Origin of the sequence: Phycicoccus sp. DTK01 (genome assembly GCF_017312765.1) — a bacterium.
Taxonomy (GTDB): Bacteria; Actinomycetota; Actinomycetes; order Actinomycetales; family Dermatophilaceae; genus Phycicoccus; species Phycicoccus jejuensis.
Genome location: NZ_BOPU01000004.1, coordinates 240,259 through 261,779 on the forward strand (window position 1 = coordinate 240,259; position 21,521 = coordinate 261,779).

General features: G+C 72.3%; 16 protein-coding genes. 9 read left to right on the forward strand and 7 right to left on the reverse strand.

Features of this window, described 5'->3' with window-relative positions:
• Positions 1-48 precede the first annotated feature (48 nt).
• Positions 49-2,178 carry a glycogen debranching protein GlgX gene (gene glgX / locus J3473_RS11200; protein ID WP_207023420.1) on the forward strand — a complete coding sequence of 710 codons (2,130 nt, stop codon included), beginning with the start codon at positions 49-51 and terminating at the stop codon, positions 2,176-2,178.
• 14 nt (positions 2,179-2,192) lie between these two features.
• On the opposite strand, the gene J3473_RS11205 is transcribed toward glgX, so the two are convergent.
• Positions 2,193-2,720 (reverse strand): hypothetical protein, encoded by a 528-nt coding sequence (locus J3473_RS11205; RefSeq protein ID WP_207023422.1) that lies wholly within the window; start codon positions 2,718-2,720, stop codon positions 2,193-2,195.
• Between the two features lie 138 nt (positions 2,721-2,858).
• On the opposite strand from J3473_RS11205, the gene J3473_RS11210 reads away from it, so the two are divergent.
• The 6 genes from J3473_RS11210 to glgB all read left to right on the forward strand — a co-directional run bounded on the left by J3473_RS11210 (position 2,859) and on the right by glgB (position 14,359).
• On the forward strand, positions 2,859-4,172 hold the full coding sequence (locus J3473_RS11210) for an alpha-hydroxy-acid oxidizing protein (protein WP_207023424.1): 1,314 nt from the start codon (positions 2,859-2,861) through the stop codon (positions 4,170-4,172).
• Between the two features lie 130 nt (positions 4,173-4,302).
• Positions 4,303-6,843, forward strand: coding sequence for a glycogen/starch/alpha-glucan phosphorylase (locus J3473_RS11215; RefSeq protein WP_207023426.1), 2,541 nt, complete (start codon positions 4,303-4,305; stop codon positions 6,841-6,843).
• A gap of 68 nt (positions 6,844-6,911) precedes the next feature.
• Positions 6,912-8,939: an alpha-1,4-glucan--maltose-1-phosphate maltosyltransferase gene (locus J3473_RS11220; protein WP_207023427.1), complete on the forward strand. Its 2,028-nt coding sequence runs from the start codon at positions 6,912-6,914 to the stop codon at positions 8,937-8,939.
• A 14-nt stretch (positions 8,940-8,953) separates the two neighbouring features.
• Positions 8,954-10,687, forward strand: a complete 1,734-nt coding sequence (gene treS / locus J3473_RS11225) for a maltose alpha-D-glucosyltransferase (protein WP_207023632.1) — start codon at positions 8,954-8,956, stop codon at positions 10,685-10,687.
• Complete coding sequence (locus tag J3473_RS11230) at positions 10,680-12,137, forward strand: phosphotransferase (RefSeq protein ID WP_207023429.1); 1,458 nt, start codon at positions 10,680-10,682, stop codon at positions 12,135-12,137. The genes treS and J3473_RS11230 overlap by 8 nt, the downstream gene beginning before the upstream one ends.
• A complete protein-coding gene (gene glgB, locus J3473_RS11235; protein ID WP_207023431.1) occupies positions 12,134-14,359 on the forward strand; it encodes a 1,4-alpha-glucan branching protein GlgB in 2,226 nt (741 codons plus the stop codon). The genes J3473_RS11230 and glgB overlap by 4 nt, the downstream gene beginning before the upstream one ends.
• A gap of 61 nt (positions 14,360-14,420) precedes the next feature.
• Here the strand turns inward: glgB and J3473_RS11240 are convergent, their stop codons facing one another.
• Genes J3473_RS11240 through J3473_RS11250 form a run of 3 tightly spaced genes read right to left on the reverse strand, consistent with a single transcriptional unit; the run spans position 14,421 to position 16,545 of the window.
• On the reverse strand, positions 14,421-14,960 hold the full coding sequence (locus J3473_RS11240; RefSeq protein ID WP_207023433.1) for a DsrE/DsrF/DrsH-like family protein: 540 nt from the start codon (positions 14,958-14,960) through the stop codon (positions 14,421-14,423).
• Between the two features lies 1 nt (position 14,961).
• Complete coding sequence (locus tag J3473_RS11245) at positions 14,962-15,276, reverse strand: TusE/DsrC/DsvC family sulfur relay protein (protein ID WP_207023435.1); 315 nt, start codon at positions 15,274-15,276, stop codon at positions 14,962-14,964.
• 24 nt (positions 15,277-15,300) lie between these two features.
• Complete coding sequence (locus J3473_RS11250; protein ID WP_207023438.1) at positions 15,301-16,545, reverse strand: NAD(P)/FAD-dependent oxidoreductase; 1,245 nt, start codon at positions 16,543-16,545, stop codon at positions 15,301-15,303.
• Positions 16,546-16,661: 116 nt separating this feature from the next.
• On the opposite strand from J3473_RS11250, the gene pgm reads away from it, so the two are divergent.
• Positions 16,662-18,326, forward strand: coding sequence for a phosphoglucomutase (alpha-D-glucose-1,6-bisphosphate-dependent) (gene pgm, locus J3473_RS11255; protein ID WP_207023441.1), 1,665 nt, complete (start codon positions 16,662-16,664; stop codon positions 18,324-18,326).
• A gap of 267 nt (positions 18,327-18,593) precedes the next feature.
• On the opposite strand, the gene J3473_RS11260 is transcribed toward pgm, so the two are convergent.
• Complete coding sequence (locus J3473_RS11260; protein ID WP_207023444.1) at positions 18,594-19,127, reverse strand: DUF1697 domain-containing protein; 534 nt, start codon at positions 19,125-19,127, stop codon at positions 18,594-18,596.
• Between the two features lie 85 nt (positions 19,128-19,212).
• Here J3473_RS11260 and J3473_RS11265 point away from each other — a divergent pair, with 85 nt between their 5' ends.
• Entirely contained in the window at positions 19,213-19,509 is a 297-nt protein-coding gene (locus J3473_RS11265) for a hypothetical protein (RefSeq protein ID WP_207023445.1), read from the forward strand.
• Here J3473_RS11265 and J3473_RS11270 read toward each other — a convergent pair.
• Together J3473_RS11270 and J3473_RS11275 are read right to left on the reverse strand one after the other, a co-directional pair.
• On the reverse strand, positions 19,484-20,752 hold the full coding sequence (locus J3473_RS11270) for a RimK family alpha-L-glutamate ligase (protein ID WP_207023447.1): 1,269 nt from the start codon (positions 20,750-20,752) through the stop codon (positions 19,484-19,486). The genes J3473_RS11265 and J3473_RS11270 overlap by 26 nt on opposite strands.
• Before the next feature lie 15 nt (positions 20,753-20,767).
• Positions 20,768-21,514 (reverse strand): esterase family protein, encoded by a 747-nt coding sequence (locus J3473_RS11275; RefSeq protein WP_207023449.1) that lies wholly within the window; start codon positions 21,512-21,514, stop codon positions 20,768-20,770.
• Positions 21,515-21,521: the final 7 nt, after the last annotated feature.

A 21,521-nucleotide genomic window follows, 5' to 3' on the forward strand; every position in this document is an offset into this window, starting at 1 on the left:
CGTACCGACACCCCCACGCCCGCGCGACCGCCCGGCTAGGGTCCTGCCGTGCCCACCCGCCCCGCCCCGCCCGGGCCGACGACCCGTGACCTGCCGCCGCCCCCCGGGGTGACGCTCGTCCCGGGCGGCGCCGACGTCGCCGTGTACGCCGGGCACGCCGAGGCCGTCGACGTCTGCCTCTTCGAGCCGGGCGACACCGCCGGCACGAGCGAGCGGCGGGTGCCGCTGCGCGAGCGCGCCCACGGCTGGTGGTTCGGCTTCGTCCCGGGGATGGGGCCGGGCACGCGCTACGGCGTGCGGGTGGACGGCCCGTGGTCGCCCGACCACGGGCTGCACCACAACCCGGCCAAGCTGCTCCTCGACCCCTACGCCGGCGCCGTCGAGGGCGAGGTGGCGTGGGGCCCGGAGGTGTACGGCCACCGGGTCGACGAACGGTGGCGCGGGGACCTCGAGCAGCGCTCGCCGCTCGACAGCCGGGGGCACGTCCCGCGCGGCGTCGTCGTCGACCACTCCTTCGACTGGGGCGACGACGCCCGCCCGCGCCGCTCGCGCAGCGAGACGGTCGTCTACGAGGCGCACGTGCGTAACCAGACGATGCTCCTGCCGGGGGTGCCGGAGCACCTGCGCGGCACGTACGCCGGTCTCGCGCATCCCGCCTCGGTCGAGCACCTGCTCTCGCTCGGGGTGACCACCGTCGAGCTGCTGCCCGTCCACGCCTTCACCCACGAGCCCCACCTCGTGCAGCGCGGCCTGACCAACCACTGGGGCTACAACACGCTCGGGTTCATGGCGCCGCACGCGCGCTACGCCGCCGCGTCCGACCCCCAGGGGGTCGTCGACGAGGTCAAGGGCATGGTCAAGCTGCTCCACGCCGCGGGCATCGAGGTCGTCCTCGACGTCGTCTACAACCACACCGCCGAGCAGAGCCGGTCGGGGGCGATGCTCTCGTGGCGCGGCCTGGACCAGCGCGCCTACTACCGGCTCGACGAGCGCGGGCGCGACATCGACGTCACCGGCTGCGGCAACACCCTCGACCTGCGCCACCCGGTCGTCTGCCGGATGGTCCTCGACAGCCTGCGGCACTGGGTGCAGACCTACCGCGTCGACGGGTTCCGGTTCGACCTCGCCGTCGCCCTCGGCCGCGGTCGCGGTGACGACTACGACCCCGACCACCCGTTCCTCGTCGCGCTGCGCACCGACCCCGTGCTCTCCCGGGTCGTGCTCGTCGCCGAACCTTGGGACCTCGGGATGCACGGCTGGCGCACGGGGCAGTTCCCGCCGCCGTTCCTCGAGTGGAACGACCGCTTCCGCGACACCGCCCGGCGCTTCTGGGTCGGGGACGTGCGCGCGCAGTCGCTCGGCGAGCGCGGGCACGACGCGCGCGAGCTCGCGACCCGGCTGTCCGGCTCGCGCGACCTGTTCGGGGCCCGTGACCGCGGCCCGACCGCCTCGGTCAACTTCGTCACCGCGCACGACGGGATGACCCTCGCCGACCTCGTCGCCTACGACCGCAAGCACAACGAGGCCAACGGCGAGGACAACCGCGACGGGACCGACGGCAACGGGTCGTGGAACCACGGGGTCGAGGGGCCGACCGACGACCCCGCGGTGCTGGCGGCCCGGACGCGCGCCGTCCGCGCCCTGCTCGGGACCCTGCTGCTCTCGCAGGGCGTGCCGATGCTCACCGCCGGCGACGAGATGGGACGCACCCAGCGCGGGAACAACAACCCCTACTGCCAGGACAACGAGGTGTCGTGGGTCGACTGGGAGCTCGCGCCCTGGCAGGAGGACCTCCTCGAGACCACCAAGCACCTGCTGGCCCTGCGCCGGGCCCATCCCGTCCTGCGCCAGCGCACCTGGCTGACCGGCCGCGAGGTCGACGACGAGGGGACGCTCGACGTCGCCTGGTACGCCGCCGACGGCCGGCCGATGGGTGACCGCTGGCACGGCGAGGGCACCCGCGTGCTCCAGATGGCCCTCGCGCCGCCGGTGGACGGCAGCAGCGCGGCGCTCCTCGTCGTCCACGGCGGGGTCGGCGACACCGAGGTGACGCTGCCCACCGGTCCCCACCGCCTGCTCTGGGACAGCGCGTGGGAGCGCCCGCAGGCGCTGGACGCGCCGCACGAGGGCACGGTGCTCGTCGCCGGGCCGTCGGTGCGCCTCTACGCGCCGGCCTGACGGCCGCGGGGGCCTCAGGCGGCGGCGATCCACCCGGCGCGCGCGACGCGCTGGAGCAGGATCACGGTGAGCACGCCGACGACGACGCTCGCGAGGAAGGCCAGGGGGTAGAGGCCGAACCCGCCGGCGGTGAGCACGAGCGCGACGAGCAGGAGGACACCGACGACCACCGCGGCGACGCGCAGGATGCGCGCCCAGCGGGCCGAGTCGGGGTCGTCGGCCGGGGCCGTGGCCAGGATGCCGCTGCAGAGCTGGTGGACGAGCAGCGTCACGACGACGATCTCGACCGTCAGGGCGGTGAGCAGCAGCGTGCCGAACCGCGGCGCGGCGAACAGCGGCGTGCCGAGGAACGCCCAGACCGGGATGCCGACGACGGCGGCCGCCCGCGCCCGGACGAACGCCGGGTGGACGCTCGCGGCGCCGGCGAGGCCGATGATCACCCACGCGTAGCCGACGAGGTCCGGCAGGACGTCCCAGCCGGCGAGCGGCAGGTCGACGACGACGACGAGAAGACCCCAGGCGACCCACACGAAACGCTGCACGGCACGACCCTAGGGCGTCCGGCCCGGGCCCGGTCGCCCGGTTCGCCCGGCGGGCCCTCGGACCGGCCGACCGGTCACCGCCCGGCTGGATGGTGTGTGCTCCCACCCCCGCGCACCGCACCGTGTAGACAGTCGGGCATGGCGGCAGCACCCAGGCAGGTGGCAGAGGGCATCGGACGCGTGGCGCAGGCGGCGATCTACCGGGCGGGATCCTTCGGTCGCCGCCCGGCCGTCCCCACCGACGGCACCCGCCTCGAGGAGGCCGCCGAGACGGTGATGTCGCGCCGCGGCTTCGCCTACGTCGCCGGCTCGGCCGGTGGCGAGGCCGGGGCCCGCGCCAACCGCGAGGCGTTCGACCGGTGGCGCGTCGTCCCGCGCCTGCTCGTCGACACCTCCGAGCGCGACGTCTCCGTCGAGGTCCTCGGCCGCCGCCACGCGACGCCGTTGCTCGTCTCCCCCGTCGGCGTGCTGTCCGCCGCCCACCCGGACGCCGACCTCGCCGTCGCCCGCGCCGCCCGGGACGCCTCCGTCACACCGGTGCTCAGCACCCAGGCGAGCGTCCCGATGGAGACCGTCGCGGAGGCCTTGGCCGGCAGCCCGTTCTGGTACCAGCTCTACTGGAGCCGCGACGACGACCTCGCCGCCTCCCTCGTCCACCGCGCCGAGGCCTGCGGCGCCGAGGCCCTCGTCGTCACCCTCGACACCGCCTACCTCGGGTGGCGCCCCCGCGACCTCGACCTCGGCCACCTCCCCTTCGCACGCGGCGAGGGCATCGCGCAGTACACCTCCGACCCGGTCTTCGCGCGCCTCGTCGCCGAGCGCGTCGCCGCCGCCTCCGCCCGCCCGGCCGGACCGAGCCCGCGCCCCACCCCCGCCGCCGTCCGCACCCTCCTCGCGATGAGCCGCAACCACCCCGGCGGCACCCGCGACAACCTCCGCTCCCCCGTGCCGCGAGCCGCCGTCGAGACCTTCCTCGACGTCTTCTCCCGCCCCTCGCTCACCTGGGCGGACCTCCCCCGCCTGCGCGAGCTGACCAGCCTGCCGGTCGTCCTCAAGGGCGTGCTCCACCCCGACGACGCCACCCGCGCGCTCGACCTCGGGGTCGACGGCCTCTGGGTCAGCAACCACGGCGGCCGGCAGGTCGACCGCACCGTCGCCGCGCTCGACGCGCTGCCCGGCGTCGTCGCCGCCGTCCGCGAGCGCGCCCCCGGCACGCCGGTCCTCTTCGACAGCGGGGTACGCACCGGTGTCGACGCGCTCGTCGCGCTCGCCCTCGGCGCCACCGCGGTCGGCATCGGCCGCCCGCACGTCTACGGGCTCGCCCTCGCCGGCGAGGAGGGCGTCGGCGAGGTCCTGCGCAACATCGCCGCCGAGCTCGACCTCACGGCGGCGCTGACCGGCGTCCGCACGCTCGCCGACGTCACGCCCGACCTCCTCACCCGCGCCGGCTGACCGGCATCCGGTCGAGGGGCTGCGCGCCACCCCCCGAGTGTGCAAGCGTTTCCGCACGAGGTCGCTACCCTGTGTCAGCGCACCACCGTCGCCGCGCCCGACCCACCTCATGCCCGAAGGACGAGCACCGATGACCGACACCGTGCCCACGAGCTCCCTCGTCTCCGACGAGTCGCCGTCGACCGACGCCCGCCGGATCGGTCCGGAGTTCCGCACGACGCACCCGCTGGCCAACGGCCCGGTCGTCCAGCCGGCGACGACGGTCGACGGCTTCGTCGAGACCTTCCTCGCCGAGCTCAACTACAGCCAGGGCACGCTCCTGTCGCAGTCGACCGTCAACGACCAGTACCTCGCGCTGGCCCGGACGGTGCGCCGCTACCTCATGGCCGACTGGCTCGAGACGGGCGCGCGCCGCCGCCAGGCGCAGCAGAAGACCATCGGCTACCTCTCGGCCGAGTACCTGCTCGGCCGCCAGCTCGGCAACAACGTCCTCGCGACCAACCTCCAGGACATCGCCGAGGAGGCGATGCGCCGCTGCGGCATCGACATCGCGACGCTGCGCGCCCAGGAGGTGGAGCCCGGCCTCGGCAACGGCGGCCTCGGCCGGCTCGCGGCCTGCTTCGTCGACTCCCTCGCGACGATGGACGTCCCCTGCATCGGCTACGGCATCCGCTACGAGTACGGCATCTTCCGCCAGACCTTCGAGGAGGACCGCCAGGTCGAGCGGCCCGACTCCTGGCTCTCGCTCGGCAGCCCCTGGGAGTTCCCGCACCCGGAGCGCCAGGTGCTCGTCGGCTTCGGCGGCTCGACGACCACGACGACGGACGACGCCGGCACCGAGCGGACCACGTGGACGCCCGACTGGAACGTCCTCGGGATGCCCTACCACTACATGGTCCCCGGCTTCCGCAACGGCGTCGTCAACACCCTGCGCCTGTGGAGCGCCCGCGCCACCCAGGCGTTCGACCTGCAGATCTTCAACTCCGGCGACTACGCCCAGGCCGTGCGTGCCCAGACCTTCGCCGAGAACATCTCGAAGGTCCTCTACCCCGAGGACTCCACGCCGCAGGGCAAGGAGCTGCGCCTGCAGCAGCAGTACTTCTTCGTCGCGTGCTCGCTGCACGACTTCATCGACAACACGCTGCCGGCGGACTTCGACCTGCGCCGCCTGAACGAGCGGATCATGTTCCAGCTCAACGACACCCACCCGGTGATCGCCATCCCCGAGCTGATGCGCATCCTCGTCGACCGCAAGGGCTTCGACTGGGACGAGGCGTGGAGCATCACGCAGAAGTGCTTCGCCTACACCTGTCACACCCTGCTGCCCGAGGCGCTCGAGGTCTGGCCCGTCGAGCTCCTCGGCCGGCTGCTGCCCCGCCACCTCGAGATCATCTACCGGATCAACGAGGAGTTCCTCGAGGAGGTCCGCGCGGCCTTCCCCGGCGACGAGATGCGGGTGCGCCGGATGTCGGTCATCGCGGAGTACCCCGAGCGCTCGGTCCGGATGGCCTACCTCGCGACGGTGGCCGGCTCCAAGGTCAACGGCGTCGCCGAGCTGCACAGCCAGCTGCTGCGCGACAAGGTCCTCCCCGACTTCAGCGAGCTCTGGCCCGAGAAGTTCACCAACGTCACCAACGGCATCACCCCGCGCCGGTTCGTGCGCCTCGCCAACCGCCGGCTCTCCGAGCTGCTCAACGACACGATCGGCGAGGGCTGGGTCACCGACCTCGACCGGCTGCGCGAGCTCGAGCCCTACGCCGACGACGCCTCGTTCCGCGCCGAGTTCCGCCGGGTCAAGCAGGCCAACAAGGAGCGGCTGCACGACCTGCTCAAGGTCCGCGACGGGCTCGAGATCCCCCGCGACACGATGCTCGACGTCATGGTCAAGCGCCTCCACGAGTACAAGCGCCAGACCCTCAAGCTGCTCCACATCGTCTCGCTCTACGACGACGTCGTCTCCGGCCGCGTCGCCGCCGACGACATCGTCCCGCGCACCTTCGTCTTCGGCGCCAAGGCGGCCCCCGGCTACCACATGGCGAAGGAGATCATCTTCCTCATCAACGCCGTCGCCGACGTCGTCAACACCGACCCCGTCGTCGCCGGCCGGCTCTCGGTCGCGTTCCCGGCGAACTACAACGTCACCCTCGCCGAGAAGCTCATCCCGGCCGCCGACCTCTCCGAGCAGATCTCGCTCGCGGGCAAGGAGGCCTCCGGCACGGGCAACATGAAGTTCGCCCTCAACGGCGCGCTGACCATCGGCACCGACGACGGCGCGAACGTCGAGATCCGCCGGCTCGTCGGCGACGACCACTTCTTCCTCTTCGGGATGACCGAGCCGGAGGTCGAGCGGCTGCGGCCGGGCTACTCCCCCTCGAGCTACTACGAGGAGAACCCGCGCCTGCGCAGCACGATCGACCTCCTCGCGAGCGGCCGGTTCACCGACGGCGACCGCCAGGCCGTCGCCCCGGTCATCGACAACCTGCTCCACCAGGACGCATTCATGGCCCTTGCGGACTTCCAGGCCTACCTCGACGCGCAGGCCCGCGTCGACGCCGCCTACCGCGACGAGGACGCCTGGTCGCGCTCGGCCATCCTCAACGTCGCGCGCTCGGGGTTCTTCTCCTCCGACCGCTCGATGCGCGACTACCTCGAGCGCATCTGGCGCGCCTGACCACGACGCGGACGCGGGCGGGTGACGCGACCCGCGCCACCCGCCCGCGTCCGTGTAGGTTCGGTGGGGTGAGTGATGCCCTCCGCACCGCCCCGCCCCAGGTCCCGATCGGCCGCATCCCGGTCCAGGACGTCCGCCCCGTCGTCGACCACGGGGCGCGCCCCGCGAAGGCCGTCGTCGGGGAGGATCTCGAGGTCTCCGCGACCGTGTTCCGGGAAGGCCACGACGCGGTCAACGCGACCGTCGTGCTCACCGACCCCGACGGCGCCGAGCACCACGTGCCGATGACGTGCACCAACGAGGGGCTCAACACGTGGGTCGCCCGCGTGACCCCCGACCGCACCGGCTGGTGGTCCTACCGGGTCGAGGGCTGGTCGGACCCCTACGGCACCTGGGAGCACGACGCGACGATCAAGGTCGCCGCCGACGTCGACACCGAGCTGATGCTCGAGGAGGGCGCCCTCGTCCTCGAGCGGGCCCTCGACGAGGTCGACCGCACCCCCGAGCAGGAGAAGGTCCTCGTCGACGCCATCCGCACCCTGCGCGACGCGAGCCGCCCCGACCTCGTGCGCCTCAAGGCCGGCACGGCCGCGGCCGTCGAGCTCGAGCTCGGCGCCCGCCCGCTGCGCGACATGGTCTCGCCGTCGGCCGAGCACGCGCTGCTCGTCGAGCGCGAGCGCGCCCTCTACGGCGCCTGGTACGAGCTGTTCCCGCGCAGCGAGGGCGCCCGCTACGACGCGGAGGACCACCGCTGGGTCACCGGCACGCTGCGCACCGCCGCCGAGCGCCTGCCGGCCATCGCCGCGATGAAGTTCGACGTCGTCTACCTCACGCCGATCCACCCGATCGGTCAGGCCGCGAAGAAGGGCCCGAACAACACCCTCGACGCGCGCCCCGAGGACCCCGGCAGCCCGTACGCCATCGGTTCCCCCGACGGCGGCCACGACGCCATCCACCCCGATCTCGGGACCTTCGCCGACTTCGACGCGTTCGTCGCCGAGGCCGAGCGCCTCGGGATGGAGGTCGCGATGGACCTCGCCCTCCAGTGCTCCCCCGACCACCCGTGGGTCGCCGAGCACCCGGAGTGGTTCACGACGCGCGCCGACGGCACGATCGCCTACGCCGAGAACCCGCCGAAGAAGTACCAGGACATCTACCCGCTGAACTTCGACAACGACCCGGCGGGCATCTACGCCGAGGTGCGTCGCGTCGTCCAGGTGTGGATCGACCACGGCGTCAAGATCTTCCGCGTCGACAACCCGCACACCAAGCCGGTCGAGTTCTGGCAGTGGATCATCGCCGACGTGGCGACGGACCACCCCGACGTCATCTGGCTGGCCGAGGCCTTCACGAAGCCGGCGATGATGCACACGCTCGCCAAGGTCGGCTTCCAGCAGAGCTACACGTACTACACGTGGCGCAACACCGCCCCCGAGCTGCGCGAGTACCTCCAGGAGCTCTCGGGCGAGGCGGCCGACTACATGCGGCCCTCGTTCTGGCCGACGACCCACGACATCCTCACGCCGTACATGCAGTTCGGCGGCCCGGCGGCGTGGAAGGTGCGCAGCGCCCTCGCGGCGACCCTCGTGCCGACCTACGGCATCTACGCCGGCTACGAGCTGATGGAGCACGTCGCCCGCCCCGGCGCCGAGGAGCAGATCGACAACGAGAAGTACGAGTTCAAGGACCGCGGCTGGGCGGACTACGAGCCCGGCGGCCCGAAGGAGGGCCAGTCCCTGGCGGGTTGGCTGACCATGCTCAACGAGGCGCGCCGCGCCCACCCGGCGCTGCACCGCCTGCGCAACATCGAGTTCCACCACGTCGACGACGAGAACTTCATCGCGTTCTCCAAGCGCCGCGTCCTCGACGACGGCTCCGACGACGTCGTCCTCGTCGTCGCCAACCTCGACCCGCACTCGACCCGGGCCACGACCCTGCGCCTGGACATGCCGGCGCTCGGGTTCCAGCCGGGCGACTCGTTCGAGGCCCACGACCTCGTGACCGGCGAGAAGTGGACGTGGCAGCGCGACGTCTACGTCCGCCTCGGCCCGGAGGTCGAACCCTGTCACGTCGTCGAGCTGAGGAGGCCCTGGTGAGCGCGATCCCCGGGATGGGGCACAGCACCCCCGGCCTCGGCATGAACCAGCCGGGCCTGCGGCACGACCCCGAGTGGTTCCGCACGGCCGTCTTCTACGAGGTCCTCGTGCGCGCCTTCGGCGACTCGACGGGCTCGGGCGAGGGCGACTTCAAGGGCATCATCAACCGGCTGGACTACCTCCAGTGGCTCGGCATCGACTGCCTCTGGCTGCCGCCGTTCTACGCGAGCCCGCTGCGCGACGGCGGCTACGACATCTCCGACTACACGCAGGTGCTGCCGGAGTTCGGCACGCTGCCGGAGTTCCGCGAGCTCATCACCCAGGCGCACGCCCGCGGCATCCGCATCGTCACCGACCTCGTGATGAACCACACGAGCGACCAGCACCCGTGGTTCCAGGCCTCGCGCAGCGACCCGGACGGCCCGTACGGCGACTTCTACGTCTGGTCCGACACCGACGACCGCTACACCGACGCGCGGATCATCTTCATCGACACCGAGACGTCCAACTGGACCTTCGACCCGATCCGTCGCCAGTTCTTCTGGCACCGGTTCTTCAGCCACCAGCCCGACCTCAACTTCGAGAACCCGGCCGTGCACGAGGCGATCTTCGACGCCGTCCGGTTCTGGATGGACATGGGCATCGACGGCTTCCGGCTCGACGCCGTGCCCTACCTCTACGAGGAGGAGGGGCACAACTGCGAGAACCACCCGAAGACGCACGACTTCCTCGCCTCGCTGCGCCGGATGGTCGACACCGAGTACCCGGGGCGCATCCTGCTCGCCGAGGCCAACCAGCCGCCGCGCGACGTCGTCGACTACTTCGGCACCGACGAGTCGCCGGAGTGCCAGATGTGCTTCCACTTCCCCGTCATGCCGATGCTCTACTACGCGCTGCGGGAGGAGAAGGCGTCGCCGATCATCGACGTCCTCGCCGACACCCCGGCGATCCCGGCCGGCACGCAGTGGGGCACGTTCCTGCGCAACCACGACGAGCTGACCCTCGAGATGGTGACGCCGGAGCAGCGCGCCGCGATGTACGGCTGGTACGCGCCGGACCCCCGGATGCGCGCCAACGTCGGCATCCGGCGGCGGCTCTCGCCGCTGCTCGACAACAGCCGCCCCGAGATCGAGCTGATCCACGCGCTGCTGCTCTCGCTGCCCGGCTCGCCGTGCCTCTACTACGGCGACGAGATCGGGATGGGCGACAACATCTGGCTCGACGACCGCGACGCGGTGCGCACGCCGATGCAGTGGACCCCGGACCGCAACGCCGGCTTCTCGACCGCCGACCCCGGCAAGCTCTACCTGCCCGTCGTGCAGTCGCTGGTGCACCACTACAACCACGTCAACGTCGAGGCGCAGATGGCCTCGGGCTCCTCGCTCCTGCACTGGGTGCGCGGCATGCTCGCGGTCCGCCGCGAGCACCCCGTCTTCGGGCTCGGTGACTTCACGGTCTGCGACTCCACGCACGACCGCGTCCTCGCCTACACCCGGGTCGACCGGCGCGACCGCGACGTCGAGGACCGCTCGGCCAAGGCGGTGCTCTGCATCAACAACCTCTCCTCCCGCCCGCAGGCCACGACGGTGACGCTCCCCGAGGAGCTCGCCGGCTGGGAGACGCGGGACCTGTTCGGCGGCACCGGGTTCCCCGACGTCTCCGCCGACGGCACCCTCACCGTCACCCTCGGCTCGCGCGACTTCTTCTGGCTGGCGCTCGACCCGCCGCCCGGGAGCGACCGTGGCTGAGATTCACACCGGCGCGAGCCTCACCCCCTCGAAGCAGGAGCTCGTCGAGGAGTGGATGGGTGAGCAGCGCTGGTACGCCGCGAAGGGCCGGCGCCCCAGGGTGCGTCGGCTCGCGGCGTGGCGGCTCGACGACCCGGCCGGCGAGGTCGGCATCGAGACGATGGTCGTCGTCGACGAGTCCGGCGACGAGCCGGTCGTCTACCAGGTGCCGCTCACCTACCGCGGCGAGCCGCTGGCGTCCGCCGACCACGCGCTCGTGGGCACCAGAGAGCACTCGGTGCTCGGCCGCCGGTGGGTGTACGACGCGCCGCACGACCCGGCCTACGCCGCGCAGCTCCTCGAGCTCGTCCAGGGGCGGGTCCCGGCCGCGTCGTCGTCGGCTTCCGACGCCGTCGACGACTCGGTCTCGGGTGTGCCGCAGCCGAGCTGGACCTCCGCCGTCCGCGTCCGCTCGTCCCGGGTCCTCACCGGCGAGCAGTCCAACACCTCCGTCATCCTCGACACCGAGGACGAGTCCGGCGCCCACGTGCCGCTCATCGTCAAGGTCTTCCGGATGCTCTCGCCCGGTGACAACCCCGACGTCGTGCTCCAGGGCGCCCTCGTCGACGCCGGCTCGCGCCGCGTGCCCGGGGTCGTGGGCGCGGTGACCGGCGCCTGGCCGCACCCCGGCCCCGAGGGCGACCGCCCGGCCCACGGCCACCTCGCCTTCGCGCAGGAGTTCCTGCCCGGCGTCGAGGACGCCTGGCGGGTCGCGCTGCGCGCCGCGGAGGACGGCACGGACTTCACCGGCCCGGCCCGCGAGCTCGGCGAGGCCACCGCCGAGGTGCACCGCACCCTGGCCGGCGTGCTCGGCACGAGCCCGACGACCCCCGAGCAGGTCGACGCCATCCTCGCGAGCATGCGCTCGCGCTTCGACGCCGCCGTCGCCGCCGTGCCCGGGCTCGCGGCCGAGGCGCCGGCCGTCGAGGCCGTCCTCGCTGCTGCCGCGGCGGCCGACTGGCCTGCGCTGCAACGCATCCACGGCGACTACCACCTCGGCCAGGTGCTGCGCTCCCCCGAGCGCGGCTGGGTCCTTCTCGACTTCGAGGGCGAGCCGCTGCGTCCGCTCGCCGAGCGCGTGCTGCCCGACCAGTGGGTCCGCGACGTCGCCGGGATGCTCCGCAGCTTCGACTACGTCGGCGGCACGCTCGAGCGCGTCGTCGGCCGCTCCGCCCGCTCGTGGGTCACCGCCGCCCAGGACGCCTTCCTCGACGGGTACGCCGCCGAGGCCGGCGAGGACCCCCGCCACCGTGCCGCCGTGCTCGCCGCCTTCGAGCTCGACAAGGCGCTCTACGAGGTGGTCTACGAGGCCCGCAACCGACCCGAGTGGCTCGCGGTCCCTCTCGACGCCGTGACCCGGCTGACCGCCCGCTTCTCCCCCGCCACCCCGCCGCAAGGAGATCTCTCGTGACCCCCTCCCCCAGCCCCGAGGTCGGAGGCGCCATCACCGCGCTCGTCCAGGGCCGCCACCAGCAGCCGCACGACCTGCTCGGCCAGCACCTCGAGCCGGCGGGCCTGCGCATCCGCGTCCTGCGGCCGATGGCCCGCTCGGTGCGGGTGCGCTTCGAGGACGGCGAGGAGCTCGCGCTCGAGCACGAGGCCGAGGGCGTGTGGACCGCCGTCCGGCCGGAGACGACGCGCACGATGGACTACCGCCTCCTCGTCGCGTGGGACGACGGCATCGAGCACGAGCAGGACGACCCCTACCGCTTCGCCCCGACCCTCGGCGAGGTCGACCTCCACCTCGTCGGCGAGGGCCGGCACGAGCAACTGTGGACGGTGCTCGGCGCCCGGGTGCACACCTACCCGGGCCCGATGGGCGAGGTCCGCGGCACGTCCTTCGCGGTCTGGGCCCCGCGGGCCAAGGCCGTCCGCGTCGTCGGCGACTTCAACGGCTGGGACGGGCGCGTGCACCCGATGCGCCACCTCGGCAGCAGCGGCGTCTGGGAGCTCTTCGTCCCCGGCGTCGGCGCGGGCGCGGTCTACAAGTACGAGATCCGCGGCGCCGACGACGTCGTGCGCGCCAAGGCCGACCCGATGGCCCGCCGCACCGAGTGCCCGCCGCGCACCGGCTCCGTCGTCGACGAGAGCACCCACGCGTGGGACGACGCCGCCTGGATGGAGCAGCGCGCCTCGCGCGACCCGCACACCGGCCCGATGAGTGTCTACGAGGTCCACCTCGGCTCGTGGCGCCAGGGCCTCGGCTACCGCGAGCTCGCCGAGCACCTCGTCAACTACGTGACCGACCTCGGGTTCACGCACGTCGAGCTCCTGCCCGTCATGGAGCACCCGTACGGTCCCTCATGGGGCTACCAGGTGACGGGCTACTACGCCCCGACCGCGCGCTTCGGCGACCCCGACGACTTCAAGTACCTCGTCGACGCCCTGCACCGCGCCGGCGTCGGGGTCATCCTCGACTGGGTGCCCGGGCACTTCCCGCGCGACGAGTGGGCCCTCGCCCGCTTCGACGGCCTGCCCCTCTACGAGCACCCTGACCCGCGCCGCGGCGACCAGCCCGACTGGGGCACGCACGTGTTCGACTTCGGCCGGCTCGAGGTGCGCAACTTCCTCGTCGCCAACGCGGTCTACTGGCTCGAGGAGTTCCACGTCGACGGCCTGCGGGTCGACGCCGTCGCCTCGATGCTCTACCTCGACTACTCGCGCAAGGACGGCGAGTGGATCCCCAACGTCCACGGGGGCCGCGAGCACCTCGAGGCCATCGGGCTGCTCCAGGAGGCCAACGCGACGGCCTACAAGCGGGTGCCCGGCATCGTCACGATCGCCGAGGAGTCGACCTCCTGGCCGGGCGTCACCCGCCCGACGTCCGCCGGCGGCCTCGGCTTCGGTCTCAAGTGGAACATGGGCTGGATGAACGACACCCTGCGCTACCTGCAGGAGCAGCCGGTCCACCGCCAGTACCACCACAACCTGCTGACCTTCTCGCTCATGTACGCCTTCAGCGAGAGCTTCGTGCTGCCCATCAGCCACGACGAGGTCGTCCACGGCAAGGGCTCGCTGCTGACGAAGATCCCCGGCGAGCGGCCCGAGCAGCTCGCGACGCTGCGGGCCTTCCTCGCCTACATGTGGAGCCACCCCGGCAAGCAGCTGTTGTTCATGGGCTCGGAGTTCGCCCAGCCGCAGGAGTGGGCCGACGGGCGCTCGCTCGAGTGGTGGCTCCTCGACCACGCGGCACACCACCGCGTGCACGCCCTGGTGAAGCAGCTCAACGCGCTCTACCGCGCGCACCCCGCCCTGTGGACGCTCGACGAGCAGCCCGCCGGCTTCCGGTGGCTCGACGCCGACGACAACACCGGCAACCTCCTGTCGTACCTGCGCCACGAGCGGTCCGACGGCACCGGCGACGTCGTCGTCACGGCCGTCAACTACAGCGGCGAGGACAAGGAGTGGGTGCGCCTCGGCGTCCCGCGCTCCGGCGACTGGGAGGTCGTCCTCGACACGAGCGGCTACGACGAGGCCGGCAGCCCGAGCCAGGGCGGCGTCGTCGTGTCCGCCGAGCCGACGCCCTGGAACGACCAGCCGTGGTCGGTCACGGTGCGGGTCGCCCGCCTCTCGACGGTCTACCTCGCGCCGGTCCCGGGCACCGAGCGTCCGGCCACCGTCCTCGACATCTGACGACGCGCGAACGGCCCGGCGGGTGACAGGGTCCCGCCGGGCTGTCGTGCGCGCCGCCCCCTCAGATGAACAGCAGCTGCGCGCCGTCGGTGAGCTCGATGAAGTCGCTCGCCGAGATGATGCCCTCGACGCCCTCGTAGAGGTCGTCCTCGGTCACGTGGTTCATGTCGGCCGACATCCGGCAGGCCCACATGTGCACCCCGGAGCCGCTGAGCAGCTCGAGGAACTCCGGCACGTCGGGCACGTCGAGGTCGGCGATCTGCTTCTTCATCATCCTCGTCGCCGCGGCCGTGGCCCCCGGCAGGGCGCCGAGCATGTGGTGGATCCCCACGCCGCTGTGGCCCGGCGGGTGCATCGCCGTGTTGCCGACGAAGCTGAACTTGAGGTCGGCCATCGTCGCGCGCGTGATGATGTCGAAGCCCCAGAAGGTGAAGAACATGTGCGTCTCGACGCCCTCGCCGACGGCGGCGTTGGCGAGGATGAGACCCGGGTAGGCCATGTCGAGGTTGCCCTTGGAGCAGATGATCGCGAGCTTGCGCCCGCTGTCGACGGCGTCGTCGAACGAGGGGACGACGACGGGTGCGGTGTCGGTGGCGGTCATGTCAGACACATCCCTTGGGCTTGGGCAGGCCGGAGACGTAGGCCATCTTCTTGGCGGGCTTGCCGGGGAAGAGCGCGAAGAGCTGCTTGACGGGCGTCCCGGTCTGCGTCGAGACCCGGCGCAGGGTGGCGGTCTCGCCCTGGGCGGCGAAGTCGTCGCGCAGGAAGTGGATGAGCTTCCAGTGCTCGTCGCCGAGCCGGAGGCCGATGAGGCCGGCGAGCTCCGGGGCGAGGTCCTCGCTCCACTCGTCGGGGCGGGTGAGGAAGCCCTCCTCGTTGATCTCGACCTGGTGGCCGGCGATCGTCGTGGTGGTCATCGCGGTGTGTCCTTTCCGTGGGGCTCAGGCGGGGTTCTTGCCGGCCATCGACATCTCGGCGGGCAGGCCGAGCGGGCGACCGGGGAGCAGGGCGTTCCAGTAGATGTGCCGGAACGCGAGCTTGCCGAGGTGGTTGGCGCGCGACTCCCCGAGCAGCCGCATCGGGCCGACCTTCGGGAGGGGGAAGGTGCCCGTCAGGGGCTCGGTGTCGTAGTTGAAGTCGAGGAGCAGGGCCTTGCCGTGGCCCGACTCGACGAAGCAGTTCGCGTGCCCGTCGAAGGAGTGGGTCATCGGCCGGCCGGCGACGTGCTCGACGAAGTTCTCGACGAAGACCTCGACCGAGAAGTGCGCGACCGACCCCGCCTTGCTCGTCGGGATGTTGCTCGCGTCGCCGAGGGCGAAGACGTCGTCGTACCCGTGCGCGAGGAAGGTGTGCTTGTCGACCGGCACGTAGTTGAGCTCGTCGCCGAGCCCCGACGTGCCGACGAAGTCCGCGCCCATGTTGAGCGGCACGGTGACGAGCTGGTCGTAGGCGACCTCCCGCTCGTCGAAGGAGACGATGACCTTCCGCTCCTGGTCGATCCGCTCGACCATGAAGTCGGGCTCGACGGTGATGCCCTTCTCCTCGAGCAGGCTCCCGAGCGTCCGGCTCGCGACGGGCTTCGTGAACGCACCGTCGAGCGGGGTGACGAAGACGAGCTCGGTGCGCTCGCGCAGGCCGCGCTGCCGCAGCCAGTCGTCGGCGAGGAAGGTGAACTCCAGCGGCGCGACCGGGCACTTGATCGGCAGCTCGGTGATGTGCACGACGAGGCGGCCGCCCGTGAAGGTGTCGAGCTGCTCGTGCAGGGCGAGGGCGCCCTCGTACGTGTAGAACTCGCCGACCTCGTGGTGCCACTGGGGGCCGAGGGTCCCCTCGGTCTGGTCGGGGCGGGGCGAGGTGCCGGTGGCGATGACGAGCTGGTCCCAGGGCAGGACGCGGCCGTCCTCGAGGCGCACCTCGTGGGCGTCGGCGTCGACCCGCTCGACCGTCCCCATGACGACGTCGACGCCGTCGTGGATGAAGGGGCGCTTGGTCCTGCGGACCTGCTCGGGGGTGGTGATGCCGAAGGGGATGAACAGGTAGCCCGGCTGGTAGTCGTGGACGTCGTCGCGGTCGACGACGGTGATGGTCCACGCCTCGCGGGGCAGCCGCTTGCGCAGCTTGTTGACGATCATCGTCCCGGCGGTCCCGGCGCCGAGGACCAGCAGGTGCTTCTGGGTTCCGGTCATGGTTCTTTACTACTCGTCGTAGTAGTTCTGCGTCTACCCCATGGGGTATGTCCGGGTGTGATCTCGCAGACACCGTCACCTGTCGGTGGTGCGGGTGGTCTGCGAGGATCGGCGCCATGACCTCCTCGCGCGCCGGACAGCCCGCCCAGCCCTCCGACCTCGTCGACGTCGCGGCGCTCGTCACGGCGTACTACACGCGCGTGCCCGACCCGGAGGACGTCGACCAGCAGGTCGCGTTCGGGACCTCCGGCCACCGCGGCTCGAGCCTGCGCACGTCGTTCAACGAGGCGCACATCCTGGCCACGACGCAGGCCATCTGCGACTACCGGCGCGAGCAGGGTTACGACGGACCGCTGTTCATGGGTCGCGACACCCACGGCCTGTCCGAGCCCGCGTGGTCGAGCGCCCTCGAGGTGCTCGCCGCGAACGACGTCACGGTGCTCGTCGACTCCGCCGACCGCTACACCCCGACCCCGGCCGTCTCCCACGCGATCCTCGTCGCCAACCGCGGCAAGGTCTCCGGCGTCGACGACATGCCGGCCGGCCGCGGCCTCGCCGACGGCATCGTCGTCACCCCGTCGCACAACCCGCCGACCGACGGCGGGTTCAAGTACAACCCCCCGCACGGCGGGCCGGCCGACTCCGACGCGACGAAGGTCATCGCCGCGGCGGCCAACGCGTACCTGCGGGCCGGGCTGTACGGCGTGCGGCGCATCCCCTTCGCGCGCGCCCGGGCCGCCGCGCAGTCCTACGACTTCATGGGCCGCTACGTCGACGACCTGCCGAACGTCCTCGACCTCGACGCCGTCCGCGAGGCCGGGGTGCGGATCGGCGCCGACCCCCTCGGGGGTGCGGCCGTGGACTACTGGGGCGCGATCGCCGAGCGGCACCGCCTCGACCTCACGGTCGTCAACCCGCTCGTCGACCCGACCTGGCGCTTCATGACGCTCGACTGGGACGGCAAGATCCGGATGGACTGCTCCTCCCCCTCGGCGATGGCCTCGCTCATCGAGCGGCGCGACGAGTACGACGTCGCGACCGGCAACGACGCCGACAGCGACCGGCACGGCATCGTCACCCCGGACGCCGGTCTCATGAACCCCAACCACTACCTCGCGGTCGCCATCCGCTACCTCTACGGCGGGGCGCGCCCGCAGTGGCGCGAGGACGGCTTCATCGGCAAGACCCTCGTGTCGAGCTCGATGATCGACCGGGTCGCGGCCGACCTCGGACGCCGGCTCGTCGAGGTGCCGGTCGGCTTCAAGTGGTTCGTGCCGGGGCTGCTCGACGGCTCCGGCCCGTTCGGCGGCGAGGAGTCGGCCGGTGCGTCGTTCCTGCGCCACGACGGCTCGGTGTGGACGACCGACAAGGACGGCATCCTCCTCGCCCTGCTCGCCTCCGAGATCATCGCGCGCACCGGGCGGACCCCGAGCGAGCACTACGGCGACCTCGTCGCGCGCCACGGCGAGCCGGCCTACGCCCGCATCGACGCCCCGGCCGACCGCGCGCAGAAGGCGAAGCTCGCGGCCCTCTCCCCCGCCGACGTCGCGGCCGAGACCCTCGCCGGCGAGCCGATCACCGCCAAGCTCACCGAGGCCCCCGGCAACGGCGCGGCCATCGGCGGCCTCAAGGTCGTCACGGAGTCGGCGTGGTTCGCGGCGCGGCCGAGCGGCACCGAGGACGTCTACAAGATCTACGCCGAGTCCTTCCGCGGCCCCGACCACCTCGCCCAGGTCCAGGCCGAGGCCAAGGACGTCGTCTCCGCCGCCCTCGGCTCCTGACCCGACCGCCCCACGCGCCCCACCCGCCCCACCCGCCCCAACATTTCGGGGTCACCCCGAAATGTCCGCGAGACCCCGGCTCCGAACCGGGGTCTCGCGGACGAACCGGGGTCTCGCGCGGTGCCGGGGCGACCTCGCCGTGCCGGTGCCACCTCGCCGTGCCGTGACGACCTCGCCGTGCCGGGACGACCTCGCCGTGCCGGGGCGACCTGACAGGGCGGCAGGACGAGGTGAGCGCGGCAGGGCGAGGTGACGGCGGCGTGGTGGTCAGCGGGCGTCGATCTTCGCGACAAGCCTGGTCAGCATCGTGACGTTGCGGCTCGTGCTGCTCGCCGGGCCGAGGATGCGCTCCCAGTCGCGCGTCACCAGACGGGAGTCCGTCGACTTCCCCCGCATCCGCCAGTGCACGTCGCTCCCCCGCACGACGATGGTGTCGAACTCGTTCGAGAGGGACTCGAGCGCCCCGCGGTCCGCGGCGGACGGCGCCGAGCGCAGGAACGTCACGAAGTGCGTGTCGCCGTCGGCGACCTCGAACGGCCGGTCCTCCAGCACCGCGTGCAGCTGCGCCGGCGTGCGGACGAACGTCGAGCACTCGAACCCGAGCTCCTCCTCGAGCGCCGTCTGCACCGCCCGCTCGACCGCCGCCCGGGCGCCCGTCGCGTCGAGGACGACGTTGCCGCTGTTGACGTACGTCCACACGTCCTGGTACCCGAGGCCCTCGCACACGGCGACCACGCGGCTCATCGCGACACGGCGCCGGCCGACGTTGACGGCCCGCAGGAACCCCACCCGGGTGCTCATGCGCCCACCCTAGGCCTGTCGCGCGCCCCGGCAGGGTGACGTGGCGCCCCCGCAGGAGTACGGTCGCGCGCAGGGGGTGGTCGCCGTGGAACCTCTCTCGGGGGACCCGAGGACCTGGCCGGTCGCGCCGCCGGGCTCGCCCTTCCACGTGCCGCCGACACCGACCCGGGTCCTGCGCCGTCGGATGGTGCTCGATCTCGCCGTCTTCGCGCCCCTGCCGGTCGCGCTCGTCGTGTTCCTCGTGCTCGGCCGATGGCGCGAGTCCGCGTTCCTCTTCCTCGCCCTCCTCCCTCTCGCGTCGCTGCGCTGGCTGCGGGTACGTGGCACCCTCGCCGAGCTGCGCCGCCGGCGGGAGCTCAGCCCGCCGCCGGACCCGTCGTGAGCCGCACCTGCTCGTCCGAGAGCCACAGCCCGATCAGCCCCGTGAAGTGGGCCTCGAAGCGCTCCCACTCCTGCGGCGGGTAGGTCTGCTGCACGGTGGAGACGAGCATCCGGTGGAAGTCCTCGGAGCCGACCCACTCGAGGACCATCTCGGGGACGTGCGCCAGCGTCGAGTCGCAGAAGGCGCGGTAGCGCTCGGCCTCGAAGTGGTCGTCGGCCAGGGTCTGGTAGGCAGCCAGGCGCCCCTGGTGGTCGAGCACCTCGTCGTCGGCCACGGCGAACCACGGGGCGGTGTCGATGTGCGGCCGCGGCGAGCGCCCGGTCACGGTGCAGAACGTCGTCCAGCGCAGCAGCGCCGTCATCGCCCACGGGAAGTAGTAGTGCAGCGACGTGACGGCGACGTCGGGGCAGGCGTTCGCGTAGTCGATGGGGTAGACGACCCCGTCCTTGACAAGCATCTCGCAGGAGTTGAACTCCCACCGGAAGAACGCGTTGACGGTCTGGCTCACCGTGAGGACCTCGCGGCCGACCTCGTCGGAGAGGAAGTCGTGGACGACGGCGTAGCGCTCGTGCATCGGCTCCTCGGGGCGGAACTTCATCGCCATCGTCTCGGGGCCGATGGTCAGCGTCCGGACGAAGTGCTCGTAGTCCGGCACCGAGGCCTGCAGGTGCATGAGCATCTCGCCGGAGTCGTCGTACGCCCGGTGCAGGTCCTCGCGGTCGCGGACCTGCGAGACGCCGCGCCAGCCACCGCCGTCGAAGGGCTTCATGTAGAGCGGGTAGCCGAGCGAGTCGGCGATCTCGTCGAGGTCGAACGGACGGTTGTACTTCGCCGAGGTGAAGGCCCAGCGGGCGTTGTCGACGGGGTTCTTGTACGGCACGAGCACCGTCTCGGGCACGTTCATCCCGAGCCGCATGAGCGCGCAGTACGCCGAGTGCTTCTCCATCGACTGGAAGGTGAACGGGCTGTTGAGCAGGTACACGTCGTCCATGAGCGCGGCCTTCTTGAGCCACTCGCGCGGGTGGTAGTACCAGTGCGCGAGCCGGTCGATGACGAGCTCGTGGCGCGCCCGGTCGCGCAGGTTGAACGGCTCGATCGTCATCCGCTCGGTCGAGAGCGTGTGCCGCGAGCCGTCGGGCGCGGTGAGCACGCCCAGCCGGGCGGCGAGCGCCTCGAACGCGGTCGGCCAGTCCTGCTCGGCGCCGAGCAGGAGGCCGACGGGGTGGTCGGTCGGGTCGGTCACGGCGAGGTCCCTTCGTCAGGTGAAGCGGGGCAGGTGGTGGGCGAGCTGGCGGGACCACCACGGCCAGTCGTGGGCGCTGTCGTGGCCCCAGACATCGAGCTCGTGGCGGATCCCCTTGCCGGACAGCACGTTCGCGAACTCGTGGGTGGCGGGCAGCGACCGCGTCGGTGAGACCTCGAACGGCCCCTGCCCGACGACGAGGAGGATGGACACCCGCGCGCGCAGCCAGTCGAGGTGGTCGCCGCCGGCGTGCGCGACGTAGGCCGACGGGTTCGCGAAGTACGTCGCGTCGCCGACCTCGCCCCAGCCGTTCCACGTCGTCGGGTCGTAGTTGCCCGAGAGCCCGATGGCGAGGGGCACGACGTCGGCGCGGGTCAGCGCGAGGTGCACGGCGTGGTACGCGCCCATCGACGGCCCGACCGCCACGACCTCCGACGAGCCGCCGCTCTCGCCCTGCACCCACGGCAGGACCGCCTCCGAGAGCCACGCCGTGTACGCGCCGGCGCGGCGGGCGCGCTCCTCGGTCGGCAGCGAGGTGTCGGACCAGGACCAGCCGTCGAGGGAGTCGACGCAGAAGAGGCTGACCCGGCCGGCGTCGACGAGCGGGCGGACCGCGTCGAGCATCCCGTTGCCCTCGGCGTCGCGCGCCGCGCCGGCCTCGGACGGGAAGAGGAGGACCGGCCGCCCCCAGTGGCCGTACCGCACGACCTCGAGGTCGGCGTCGTGACCGGGGACCCCGAGCCGGACGCTGCGCTGCTCCATGCGCCCC

What these genes read in the sequence shown, in the direction of transcription:
- J3473_RS11210 (WP_207023424.1), top strand. Translation starts at nt 2,859, where the DNA reads ATGGCGGCAGCACCCAGGCAGGTGGCAGAGGGCATCGGACGCGTGGCG.
- J3473_RS11215 (WP_207023426.1), top strand. Translation starts at nt 4,303, where the DNA reads ATGACCGACACCGTGCCCACGAGCTCCCTCGTCTCCGACGAGTCGCCG.
- treS (WP_207023632.1), top strand. Translation starts at nt 8,954, where the DNA reads ATGGGGCACAGCACCCCCGGCCTCGGCATGAACCAGCCGGGCCTGCGG.
- J3473_RS11240 (WP_207023433.1), bottom strand. Translation starts at nt 14,960, where the DNA reads ATGACCGCCACCGACACCGCACCCGTCGTCGTCCCCTCGTTCGACGAC.
- J3473_RS11245 (WP_207023435.1), bottom strand. Translation starts at nt 15,276, where the DNA reads ATGACCACCACGACGATCGCCGGCCACCAGGTCGAGATCAACGAGGAG.
- J3473_RS11250 (WP_207023438.1), bottom strand. Translation starts at nt 16,545, where the DNA reads ATGACCGGAACCCAGAAGCACCTGCTGGTCCTCGGCGCCGGGACCGCC.
- pgm (WP_207023441.1), top strand. Translation starts at nt 16,662, where the DNA reads ATGACCTCCTCGCGCGCCGGACAGCCCGCCCAGCCCTCCGACCTCGTC.
- J3473_RS11260 (WP_207023444.1), bottom strand. Translation starts at nt 19,127, where the DNA reads ATGAGCACCCGGGTGGGGTTCCTGCGGGCCGTCAACGTCGGCCGGCGC.
- J3473_RS11275 (WP_207023449.1), bottom strand. Translation starts at nt 21,514, where the DNA reads ATGGAGCAGCGCAGCGTCCGGCTCGGGGTCCCCGGTCACGACGCCGAC.